The organism is Embleya sp. NPDC055664, assembly GCF_053618075.1.
Genome location: NZ_JBSHGZ010000009.1, coordinates 136,451 through 148,113, shown reverse-complemented (window position 1 = coordinate 148,113; position 11,663 = coordinate 136,451). Strand labels below are relative to the sequence as shown.

Here is an 11,663-nt window from a genome sequence, read left to right as displayed (position 1 = left end):
ATACGCACACCGATACGCATTCCGAGGAGCTGAGGGACGTTGACCGGGTACGAACAAACGATCCGGCCCGTGGCGCCGGGCGGGCCGGGCGGGTGCGGTTGTGGGTGCGGCGGGGGCGGCGCCGGGACCGGCGGGTCCGGGTCCGGTGGTTGCGGATGCGGGGACTGCCTGGCGGGGCACGCGACCGGGCGGCTGCGCCCCCGCTGGTTCGGCGGACAACTCGTCGGCCCGGAGGACCTGACGCAGACCGGGGTCTGGCTGCTGGAGCGCATGCGCCGCCACAACCGGCTGCTGCACGGATGGGGCGTGGTGTGCGGGGCGACCGTACGCACGGTGCCGTTCGGCGACGGCGGCCGGCTGCCGTGGCTGCTCGACGTTTCGGCCGGCTACGTGCTGGGCCCGTACGGCGACGAGATCGTGATCGAGCATCCGGTGCGGGTGGACGTCCGCGACGCGCTGCCCGGCGGCACCGAGGGCTGCCCGCCGCCGACCGACCCGTGGTGTGCGCCGGTGCGCCGGCGCCGCGAACCGGGGCGCACGTACTACCTGGCGGTGCGGTACGACGAATGCCTCACCGCGCCCGTGGCGGCGGCGGGGTGCGGGTGCGAGGACACCGCCTGCGAGTACAGCCGGGTGCGGGAGGGCTTCGTGCTCGGTGTGCTGGACACACTGCCCCCGGCGTACCTCGCGGGGATCGACGACACCCGCCAGGAGACGACCGGCTGTTCGTCCCGGATCACCAACAACGGCACCCGGCCGTGCCCGTCGTGCCCCACCGACCCGTGGGTGGTGCTGGCCGACTTCACCGCGGCGGCGGACGGTCGGCTCACCGTCGACCCGCTGTACAACCGCCGGTTCGCCGCCTCGTTCGGCGGGTTCGGCTTCTACTGCGGCCAACCCGGCCAGAGCCTGGCGGGAACGCGGTGGGGCGAGGTCACCCGGCAGGCCGCGGCACAGGTCTTCGACGAGAGCCGCGCCGAGGATGTGCTGACGGCCGACGACCCGGCGGCGGTACGGGCGCTGCCGGCGCGCGCCCTGCTCGCGGTCGCGGACACCCCGCACCTGGCCGACGTACTGGGCGAGCGCACGGTGGCCGAACTGGCCCGGACCGACGCGGCGACGCTGATCGAGCGGGCCCAGGCGGCGGCCGTCCCGCCCGGCCCGGTGCTGACCGCGATCGACCGCGCCAACCTGGTGCTGCGGCTGACCGAGGACTGATCCCGGACGGCCGCCGAACCCTGAAGCCGGAGTCGAGGGGAGTCGAGGCAGTCGGGCGAGCCGAAGGCAGCCGACCCTGAACCTCGACTGGAGATCGAGGTATGTCCGCCGAATCCCCTCCGGGCCTCCCGGAAGCCGCCGGCACCGGATCGCGCATCCGGTCTCCGGGCCCACCCGGCGCTATCGTGAAAGACGGCCGGTGTCGACGCCACGACGGCGTCCGGGGCAGCCCCCGGACCCGGGCGGCGCCGCCGATCGGGCGTGGCGGATCGGGCTCTTCGCGGCGGACCGCGCGTGGAGCCGCGCCGATTCGAGTCCCGAGTCCCGAGTCCCACCACGCTCGGCGCCGTCGCCTCCGGCCCCGGTACGGCCCCGCCCGTCGCGGGCCGCCGCGCAGGAAGGGGACGCCCATGGCCGGCGCATACGTGTACGACTTCTCCGAAGGCTCCCGCGATCGGGCCGATCTGCTCGGTGGCAAGGGCGCGAACCTCGCCGAGATGACCCGGCTCGGCCTGCCGGTGCCGCCCGGGTTCACGGTGAGTACCGACGCCTGCCGGGTCTTCCTGCGCACCGGCGCGCCGCCGATCGGCCTGGACCGGGAGATCGACGAACACCTGGCCGACCTGGAGAAGTCGATCGGACGGCGGCTGGGGCAGCCGGACGATCCGCTGCTGGTGTCGGTGCGCTCGGGGGCGCGGTTCTCCATGCCCGGGATGATGGACACGATCCTCGACGTCGGCCTCAACGACGCCTCGGTGCGCGGTCTGGCCGAGACGAGCGGCCGGGAGCGCTTCGCGTGGGACTCGTATCGCCGACTGGTGCAGATGTACGGGACCACCGTGCTCGGCGTGGCCGCGGCGCGGTTCGAGGGGGTGCTGAGCCGGCGGCGGGCCGAGTCGGGCGTCGCCGACGACCTGGGGTTGAGTGTGTCCGACCTGGTGGCGATCGTGCGGGAGTTCCGGGCGCTGATCGCGGCGGACACCGGCGAGGAGTTTCCGCAGGATCCGCGCGAGCAGTTGGATCGGGCGGTGCTCGCGGTGTTCCGGTCCTGGAACGGCGAGCGGGCCCGGGTCTACCGGCGGCGCGAGCACATCCCCGACGACCTGGGGACGGCGGTGACCGTACAGGCGATGGTGTTCGGCAACTCGGGGTCCGACTCGGGCACGGGCGTCGCGTTCACCCGCGATCCCGGCACCGGACGCCCCGGCGTGTACGGCGACTACCTGCCCGACGCGCAGGGCGAGGACGTGGTCTCCGGGGTGCGGGACGCGCATCCGCTCCAGGACCTGGAACGGCTCGATCCCGCCGCGTACGAACGACTGATCGGGTGCCTGGGATTGTTGGAGGCGCACTATCGCGACCTGTGCGACGTGGAGTTCACCGTCGAGCGGGGCAGGTTGTGGATCCTGCAGACCCGGGTGGGCAAACGCAGCGCCGAGGCGGCCTTCCGGATCGCCTGCGCGCTGGTGGACGAGGGCGTGATCGACTGGCCGGAGGCGCTGGCGCGGGTCGACGGCGGGCAGCTCGACCAGCTGACCTTCCCGCGCTTCGACGCGCACGCCGACACCGAACCGCTCGCGCACGGTGTGCCGGCCTCGCCCGGGGCGGCGGTCGGCGCGGCGGTGTTCGACGTGGCCGCGGCGACTCGGCGGGCCGAGGCGGGGGAGCCGGTGGTGCTGGTCCGGCCCGAGACCAGTCCGGACGACCTGCCCGGGATGATCGCCGCCGAGGCCGTCGTCACCGGCCGGGGCGGCAAGACCAGCCACGCGGCGGTGGTCGCGCGCGGCATGGGCAAGGTCTGCGTGTGCGGCGCGGCCGACCTGGACATCGACATCGAGGGCCGGCGGGCCACGGCGGCCGACGGGACCGTGGTCGCGGAAGGCGACACGATCTCGGTCGACGGCACGGCCGGTGCCGTGTACCTCGGCGAACTGCCGCTGGTGGCCTCGCCCGTGACCCACTACCTGGAGACCGGCGAGCGTACGCCCGGCGTGGTCGAGGCGGTCGCCCGCTTCCTGGACGCGGCCGACGCGACCCGCCGCCTGGACGTGCTCGCCAACGCCGACACCGCCGATGACGCGGCCCGGGCCCGGCGCTTCGGCGCCCGGGGGATCGGCCTGTGCCGTACCGAACACATGTTCCTGGGCGATCGGCGCCGGCTCGTCGAGGACCTGATCCTGGCCCGCGACGACGCCGACCGCCGGCTGGCCCTGGACGCCCTGTTGCCGCTCCAGCGCCGCGACTTCACCGACATCCTGGCGGCCATGGACGGCCTGCCGGTGACCATCCGGCTGATCGACCCGCCGCTGCACGAGTTCCTGCCCGACCACACCGAATCGGCGGTGCGCCTCGCCCGTGAGCGCGCGGCGGGGCGGGAGCCGGACGCGCGCGAGGCGCGGATGTACGAGGCGGGTGAACGCCTGCGTGAGCGCAACCCGATGCTGGGGCTGCGCGGGGTGCGCCTGGCCCTGGTCGTCCCCGGCCTGATCGCCACCCAGGTGCGCGCGATCGCCGAGGCGACGGTGGCCCGGCTGCGGGCCGGCGGCGACCCCAAAGCGGAGATCATGATCCCGCTGGTGGCCACCGTCGAGGAACTGCGCCCGGCCCGGGCGGAGGTGGAACGGGTCCTCGCCGAGGTCGGGCGGGAGGCGGGCATGGCGGTGCGGTGTCCGGTGGGCACGATGATCGAACTGCCCAGGGCCGCGCTCACCGCGGCCGAACTCGCGGGTGAGGCGGACTTCTTCTCGTTCGGCACCAACGACCTGACCCAGACCACGTGGGGCCTGTCCCGCGACGACGCCGAAGCCTCCTTCCTGGCCGCCTACCTGGAGCGCGGCATCCTGTCCGTCTCCCCGTTCGAAACCCTCGACCGCGCCGGCGTCGGCCGGCTGATCGAGAGCGCCGTCACCGAGGCCCGCCGCGCCGAGCCGGACCTCCGCATCGGCGTCTGCGGGGAACACGCGGGCGACCCGACGTCGATCCACTACCTCGCCGGCCTCCCCATCACCTACGTCTCCTGCTCCCCTTACCGCCTACCGAGCACCCGCCTGGAAACCGCCCGCGCGACGGTGGTGGGCGGCGGCCCGGGGGACACGCGCTGAGCGGAGCCGGAACGCCGCGCCGGTCGCGCGTCGTCGGAATCGGAATGCGTGACCCTTCGGAATCGGCCATGAGGTGATGTCCGAGAGTGGGCGGAGGGTTCTGCGTGATGTGGATGTGCGGGCCTCCGGGGGTGTGCCGAGGAGGGAGTTCTTCACTTTCGGCTCGCTCGGCTGTTTTCCGGGGTTTCACCGGGTGTAGTCGACCGGTCACATGATCGTCGAGAGCGTTGTCCACTTTCGGTAACGAGGCCGAAACAGAGCGTGCCGCCACTGTCCGTAAATGGGGTTTCACGCACCGCTGTCGATACGGAAATGTGGCCTGCGTCGAAGCCGGGCCAACCAACCGCACGGCTCCCCGGGGCGGCGGCGGAGGCTGCGGCTCGACGAGATCGGTACGAACTCAGCCAGGTAGAACGCACAACAAGGAATGAGGACACTTCGATGTTCCGCTCACTCGCCACCGTGGCGTCCGGCGTGGTTGCCGGCACCCTCATGGGCGCGCTCGTCTTCGCGCCCACCGCACGGGCCGACGCCGCTGCTCCCGACACCTCCTGCCCGACGGGGAACCTCTGCGTCTACAGCGGAGAGAGCCTTACGGGAACGCGCACGGTCATCTCGGCGCGGGCGATCGAGGAGCGCAGTGACGCCGGATACACGATCCAGGAGCCGGTTCTGTCGATCGCGAACCGCACCGGCTTCGACGTGCTCCACGGCGTGAGTCGCTCCGTGGTGTGCATTCGGTTCCCCTGTTACCAGTACACCGTGGACGGGCGCGTCGAGGCCGGGCGCGACCTCGCGTCCGCCGACACGGCCGGTCGGCCGCTGGTGGTCGGCAAGGACTTCGGCCGGTAGGACCACGGCCGACAGGGCTCGGGCACTTCGGTACGACCGCCCGGGGTCGCCGTCCCGCGAGGGATGGCGGCCCCGGGCCATGGCATATCAGACGCGGTGTCGCCATCCTGGGCGCCCATGGTGTCGTGGACCGTCGCGCTGCTCGCCGAATACCGCAGGGACGACTACCGGGGGCCGAAGCAGCCGTGGGTACCGCCGATCTCCGGCCCGTGCACGGCTCGTGGTGCGCCGGCGCGGCGGGGATCGGGGGGCGTTGTGGGCGGCCGGGCGGGCGCTCGATGATGCGACGGTGCGCGGGCCGCCCCAGACACGCCGACCGGCGTACCGGCCCGTCCGGCCCCGGAGTGGCCGGTCGACCGGGCTCCCACGGGCTCGCCGGCCTGCTGCAGGTCACCCCTGCGCCTCGCCTGGGACACGGGTGATCCAGGGGACCGGGCGCGGCCGCTCGGTTGGCTCCGGAACCGGCCTGCGGCCGAGATGTCGGCGGCGGGCGAGATCATGGTCGACATGACCGATGAGCGCCACTCCCGGACGGCCGCCGAGCACCTGCCCCCCGAACTTGCCGAACGGTGGATCGCGTTGCTGCGTCCCTGTGTTCGGCTGCGCCGAGCCGGTGCCGACGAGCAGGTCGTCGCGGTCCTCGGCGGCGCGCCGGAGTTGCCGAGCGGGGTCGATTGGCCCGACTGGCCGGGGGTCGGGCCGTTGTCGTTCATAGCCTCGGTGCGGTGTGCGGCGCTGCCGGCGGCCGGGCGGGCTCCCGGCTTTCCGCCCGACGGGACGCTGCTGTTCTTCCACTTCGACGGCCGATTCGAGAGTGCCGGCGATGCCGAGCCGGCGTTCGTCTCCATTTACGATCCCGCGACGTGGGCCGGATCCCGAGTGTTGTACGTCCCGGAGGGCACGCCGCTCCTCCCGGCGGACGTGCCCCGCGGGCCGGCACCGTACCCGCGGGTGGAATTGGCGGCGGAGGTCGAGCAAAGTGCCCCCGATCTCTGGCTGCCGCAGGCGCGGAAGGCCCTGCTCGGCACCGGCGACCCGTGGCCCGAACCTCGCGAAATCCCGCTCGCGCTGCGGCCGTTCCGCCGCGCCTTCGCGAAGCTCAACGGCCGCATCGGCCACCGGATCGGCGGTCACGCCGTGCCGATCCAGGGCCCGGTGGAATACGAGGCCGCCAACGCGGAACTCGGCATCGACCGCCCCTGGGGCGACGCGCAGTTGGATGCGGAGGCCACACGCTGGGTCCTCCTCGCCCAGTTCGACAGCGACGAGGACGCGGAAATGGAATGGGGCGACGCGGGAACCCTGTACTGGCTGATCCACCCCGAAGACCTCACCACCCGAAACTTCACCCAAACCCGCCTGATAGCCCAGTGCTGAGCACCCGGAGCCGCGAGTGAACCGGTTGCAGGTCGCCGCCACCGGCGCAATCGCGGCATGGTGTACCGGAGCGGGCCCGGTCGATGCCCGCCGCCTCGGTCACCGGTCGACCGCCCGGCCTCGAGGTGCCGCGCGATCTCGCGGTCGGCGAGCGCTGCAAGGATGCCCTCGCTGTCCAGCCACCGGTCGAAGCGGTCGCGCAGCTCGGTGACTTGGTCGATAGCGGTACCGCGGTCGCCCTCTCCAGCGTCGCGGTGCCCAGCACGGTGTGAGGTCGAGTGGACCCGGCGCTCATCGACTACTTCGAAAAGCAGCTTGCGGGGCACTGCAGGGCGGCCATGATGCTCGGTTCCCGCGCGCGCCGAACTTCCCGGGTACCGGGAACGATTCGCCCACGAGATCGCCGCCGCACGGGCGGTGGACGGGGCGTTCACGGCCGCCGTGGTCGGCTCCGGGGACACCGCGTTCGTCCAGGACACCCGCGAACTCGCCGCGGTGGGCGCCCGGGACGGCCGCGTTGTCCGGCGCCTGCCGTTGCTCGACGACGAGGACTCCCCGCCACCCCGCTCGGTGACGACGGATTGGGCCGGGGCGGCAGGGGACGGACCTACGAGGCGGGCGATGGGGCGTCATGTGGAGGCGGTCGCGGGCCTGGGGTCTACGGCTGCGGGTTGGTGTCCAGGGGGCGTAGGAAGCGGCGTTCGTAGCGCTTGATGCAGCCCGTGGTGCGGGCGAGTTCGATCGCGGCTTGGCATTCCGGGTCGGTCGCGCTGTCGATGCGGTACTGCTCGTAGGCGGCGAACCCGGGGAACGAGAAGAGGGCGTAGGCGATGTCGCTGTCGCCCTCGCTCGGCAGGAAGTAGCCGTGGTGGGTGCCGCCGAAGCGGTTGACCAGGTGGATCCAGCGACGGCCGTACTCCTCGAAGTCGGCGAGCTTGTCGGCGTCGATCTCGTACTTGAGGTGAATGGTGATCATGCGTTCATGATGCCGGGTGACCGGCCGGCGCGGCGGATCAGCCGGACTTCAGTCGCATGGCCAGCAACTGGCCGGGCCACTCGGGTTGGTCGGGGCGCTCGACGGTGAAGGGGGTGACCGGGGTGAAGCCCAGGCTTTGGTATTGGCGGACCAGAGCGCCGTCGTCGCCTCCGTAGCAGTCGACGCGGATCAGGTCGACGCCGCGGCTCGCCGCCTCTCGGCGGGCGTCCGCGATCAGGGCGGCGCCGACGCCCGCGCCGACGAAGCGGCGGTCGGTGACGAGGAGGTTGATGAACAACTCGGGTTCGTCGACCGGGTCGATGTACGCGGAGGGCGTGTCGGAGAAGACACAACCACCCGCCGGGACACCGTCGATCTCGGCCAGGCGGGCGTGCCCGTGGCGGATCACCGACTCGACGCGCGCCTCGCCCCCCGGGCGGGTGGACCACGGTTCGGTGCCCCATTGGCCGGGGCGGCCGGCGGCGGTCAGCCAGGCCACCGCGCTGTCGAGCATGGTGAGGAAGACCGGCACGGCGCCGGTGTCCACGTCGACCGTCCGCACCCGTACCGGCACACGTGTGCCGTTCTCGTGTTCCCGTGCCATCGGGGACCCCTTTCCGATCACCCCGATCCTCGCACGCGACACGATTCGTGGAACAGGAGCGAAAGCGTCGATCGGCGGTTGGTTCCACCGCAATCCCGATCGTCGCACTGCGGACAGGGTCGGTTCCAGCGTGTTACGTTCCCGCCATGGCATCGAGTACTGCGAAGCAAGTCATCGATGGTTTAAGGGAGTTGGCCGCACCGGGTGGATCCGCCGCCGAAGTGTTCGCGCGGGCCGACGAGTTGCTGCGGAATGTGCTCGGGTACGACGCGGTCTGTTGGCACACCGCGGACCCCACCACCGGACTCGTCACCTCCGTGGTGAGCAACGACCTGAGCATGGCGGGGTTTCGCGAGGCGGTGCGGATGGAGGTGTGGCACGAGGACATCGCCTCCTTCGCCGCGATCCGGCGCAGTGGGGTCCGGGCCGAGACGTTGAGTCGGGCGACGCGGGGGCAGCCCGAACGGGCGATGAGATTTCGCGAACAGCTCGCCCCGTCCGGGTTCGGTGACGAATTGCGCATGGTCTTCGACACGCAGGGCGGCCGGTGGGGGTGTGCCGCGTTCATGCGGGGCCGGGAACACGGCCCCTTTCTGGGCCGCCAGCGGGACTTGGCGGATGTCGCCGCGCGGCACATCGGCAACGCGCTGCGGGCCTGCCATGCCGCCCCGACGTGGGCGCTCCCGGCGGACCAGGCGCCCGCGATGATGATCCTCGGTCCCTCGAACGGCCTGGTCGCGGCGGATCAGCGGGCTCAGCGGCTGCTCGCCGACCTCGCCGACGACTCGTCGGCCTCACTGTCCGTGCCCACCGCCTTCGCGATGGTGTCCGAGCATGCGCGACGGGCCGCGTCCGGGGTGCTCGCCGCGCAGGTGCCGATTCGGGTGCGTACCGGGGACGGGCGGTGGTTCGTGTTGCATGCCTCGCTGGTCGACGGTTTCGCCGATGGGCATGTCGGGGTGGTGGCCTCGCCCGCGTCACCGGCCGAGACGATGCCGCTGTACCTGGCGGCGTTCGGGTTGACCGGGCGCGAGCAGGAGGTGGCATTGCAGGCGATTCGCGGTTGTGACACGCGGGAGATCGCCCGGGTCCTGGCGATGACCCCGTACACGGTCCAGGACCACCTGAAGGCCGTTTTCACCAAGGCCGGGGTGTCCAGTCGCCGGGCGCTGATCGCCCGCATCGTGCAGGGTGAGCTGCCGCCGGAGTAGCGGTCGCGGGCGGTGGGCGGGCGCCGGGAAAAGAGCGCGGACGTGCGTCGGGGCGGTGTTAGGGTGCCAGACGCACTGTGTCACATGGGATGAGTTCGTTCGGAGAGGAACGTCATGCGCCGAGGGTTCAGCGGTCTCTACGGAATTCTTCCCATCAGTGCAGCCGCAGGAGCCTCTGGCCGTCATGAACCATCTGAACATCGGGATTCTCGCGCATGTTGACGCGGGGAAGACCAGCCTGACCGAGCGTCTGCTGTTCGACGCGGGAGTGATCTCCCGGGTCGGCAGTGTCGATGCCGGCAGTACCCAGACCGATTCGCTCGACCTGGAGCGTCGGCGTGGGATCACCATCCGTTCCGCCGTGGTGGCGTTTCGGGTGGACGACCTCCAGGTCAATGTCATCGACACCCCCGGCCACTCCGACTTCGTTGCGGAGGTGGAGCGGGCGCTGCGCGTACTCGACGGCGCCGTGTTGGTGGTGTCCGCGGTGGAGGGCGTGCAGGCCCGAACCCGGGTGCTGATGCGTTCGCTTGCCCGATTGCGGATCCCGGTCCTGGTGTTCGTGAACAAGATCGACCGGATGGGCGCGTGCTACCGGGAGGTACTGGACGCGCTGGCTGCCGAACTGGGGCCCGGGTGCGTCGCGATGGGATCGGTGGCCGGGATCGGTACCGCGGACGCGCGATTCGCGCCGTTCGACGTGGGCGACCCGGGGTTCGCGGAACGGCTCGCGGAGGCGTTCGCCGACCACGGCGAGTCGTTCGTGGACGCGTATCTGGACGACCGGGTCGTGGTTACGGCGGCGGACTACACGCGCGAACTGCGGCGCCAGGTACGGGAGGCGCGGGTGTACCCGGTCTTCTTCGGCTCGGCCCTGAACGGGGAGGGGGTCGAGCACCTGGTGCGGGGAATCGCCGCGTGGTTGCCGCGCGTCGAGGCGGCGGCGGGGCAAGAGCCTTTGAGGGCAGTCGTGTTGAAGATCGAGCGGGCGCGCGCGGGGGAGAAGATCGCGTACGTGCGGACCTGGAGCGGGGTGCTTCGGGCGCGGGACTCGGTCGCGCTGTTCCGGCGCGAACACGGGGGCGGTGTGGTCGAGACGACCGTGCGGGCCTCCGGGGTGCAGGTCTTCGATCGTGGTACGGCGGTGCGGGACGCGGATGCGACGGCGGGCACCATCGCCAAGGTGCGGGGGCTGGCGCAGGCGCGGGTCGGCGATCAACTCGGGTCGGCGGACGGGCTGCCTCGGACCGGACTGTTCGCGCCGCCGACGTTGGAATCCGAGGTCACGCCCGGGCATCCGGGCGAACGGCCCGCGCTGTACGCCGCGTTGCAGCGGATGGCCGAGGAGGACCCGATGATCGACGTGCGGGGCGACGAGTCGTCGGGGGCGATCTCGGTGCGCCTGTACGGCGAGGTGCAGAAGGAGGTGATCGGGGCGACGCTGGCCGAGGAGTTCGGTCTGCGGGTGGCGTTCGCCGAGTCGCGGCCGCTGTACTTCGAGCGCCCGGTGGGGGTGGGTGAGGCCGTGGAGGAGATGGACGCGGACGGGCCTGCGTACTTCTGGGCCACGGTCGGTGTGCGGGTCGAGCCGGCGGCGCCGGGGAGTGGGATCGCGCTGCGGTTGGGGGTCGAGTTGGGGGCGCTGCCGCTCGCGTTCCATCGGGCGATCGAGGAGAGTGCGCGTCGGACGTTGCGGCAGGGGTTGTACGGGTGGGAAGTGCTGGACTGCACGGTGACGTTGACCCGTACGGGGTATTTCAGTCCGGTGAGTGCGGCGGGGGACTTCCGGAGTGTGACGCCGCTGGTGGTGGCCGATGCGTTGCGGCGGGCCGGGACGCGGGTGTTCGAGCCGACGCATCGGTTCGAGGTGGAGACTCCGGCGGACTGCCTGGGTGTGGTGTTGTCGGCGCTCTCCGCGGTGCGGGGGGTGCCGGAGGAGCAGGTCGCGCGGGGGGATCGGTTCCTGGTGCGGGGGAGCCTTCCGGCGGCGATGGTGCATGGGGTTACGGGGCGGTTGCCGGGGCTGACGCGGGGGGAGGGGGTCCTGGTCAGCGAGTTCGAGGGGTATCGGCCGTTCGGGGGGCAGGCGGTTCCGACGCGGGAGCGTGTGGGGGTGGATCCGTATGACCGGGAGCGCTACATGTTGCAGTCGCTGGGCCGGGTTCGGGGCGGCTGAGGTCGCGCGCACCCGGTGGTCGCGGGTGGGCCCGGCTTCGGTTGTCCTCAAGCGCCGGACGGGCTGGGAGTCTGGTGGCCCCGGCGCCGGGGGCCGCGGTTTGGCCTCCGGCCGGGTGTCCTCAGGCGCCGGACGGGCTGGTTTGGTT

General features: G+C 72.1%; 9 protein-coding genes. 7 read left to right on the top strand and 2 right to left on the bottom strand.

Translation table 11 applies throughout. The features are described 5' to 3' along the window. Nucleotides 1-39: 39 nt before the first annotated feature. From ACWGR4_RS18215 to ACWGR4_RS18195, 5 genes are all read left to right on the top strand, one after another. Nucleotides 40-1,218, top strand: coding sequence for a hypothetical protein (locus tag ACWGR4_RS18215; RefSeq protein WP_452129190.1), 1,179 nt, complete (start codon nt 40-42; stop codon nt 1,216-1,218). A gap of 410 nt (nt 1,219-1,628) precedes the next feature. After that, the gene (gene ppdK / locus ACWGR4_RS18210; protein WP_452129191.1) at nt 1,629-4,319 is read left to right on the top strand and encodes a pyruvate, phosphate dikinase; all 2,691 of its coding nucleotides are present in this window, start codon (nt 1,629-1,631) and stop codon (nt 4,317-4,319) included. Nucleotides 4,320-4,760: 441 nt separating this feature from the next. Continuing rightward, nucleotides 4,761-5,171 (top strand): peptidase inhibitor family I36 protein, encoded by a 411-nt coding sequence (locus tag ACWGR4_RS18205; protein ID WP_380002599.1) that lies wholly within the window; start codon nt 4,761-4,763, stop codon nt 5,169-5,171. A gap of 507 nt (nt 5,172-5,678) precedes the next feature. Next, nucleotides 5,679-6,548 carry a YwqG family protein gene (locus ACWGR4_RS18200; protein ID WP_452129192.1) on the top strand — a complete coding sequence of 290 codons (870 nt, stop codon included), beginning with the start codon at nt 5,679-5,681 and terminating at the stop codon, nt 6,546-6,548. An 83-nt stretch (nt 6,549-6,631) separates the two neighbouring features. Then, nucleotides 6,632-6,820 carry a hypothetical protein gene (locus tag ACWGR4_RS18195; protein WP_452129193.1) on the top strand — a complete coding sequence of 63 codons (189 nt, stop codon included), beginning with the start codon at nt 6,632-6,634 and terminating at the stop codon, nt 6,818-6,820. Nucleotides 6,821-7,206: 386 nt separating this feature from the next. Here ACWGR4_RS18195 and ACWGR4_RS18190 read toward each other — a convergent pair whose 3' ends face one another. Both ACWGR4_RS18190 and ACWGR4_RS18185 read right to left on the bottom strand, forming a co-directional pair. Then, nucleotides 7,207-7,524, bottom strand: coding sequence for an NIPSNAP family protein (locus tag ACWGR4_RS18190; protein ID WP_380002597.1), 318 nt, complete (start codon nt 7,522-7,524; stop codon nt 7,207-7,209). Nucleotides 7,525-7,561: 37 nt separating this feature from the next. Continuing rightward, nucleotides 7,562-8,128: a GNAT family N-acetyltransferase gene (locus ACWGR4_RS18185; protein ID WP_380002596.1), complete on the bottom strand. Its 567-nt coding sequence runs from the start codon at nt 8,126-8,128 to the stop codon at nt 7,562-7,564. Nucleotides 8,129-8,274: 146 nt separating this feature from the next. Here ACWGR4_RS18185 and ACWGR4_RS18180 point away from each other — a divergent pair, with 146 nt between their 5' ends. Together ACWGR4_RS18180 and ACWGR4_RS18175 are read left to right on the top strand one after the other, a co-directional pair. Continuing rightward, nucleotides 8,275-9,339 (top strand): LuxR C-terminal-related transcriptional regulator, encoded by a 1,065-nt coding sequence (locus ACWGR4_RS18180; protein WP_452129194.1) that lies wholly within the window; start codon nt 8,275-8,277, stop codon nt 9,337-9,339. Nucleotides 9,340-9,523: 184 nt separating this feature from the next. Beyond that, nucleotides 9,524-11,515, top strand: a complete 1,992-nt coding sequence (locus ACWGR4_RS18175; protein ID WP_452129195.1) for a GTP-binding protein — start codon at nt 9,524-9,526, stop codon at nt 11,513-11,515. Nucleotides 11,516-11,663 lie beyond the last annotated feature (148 nt).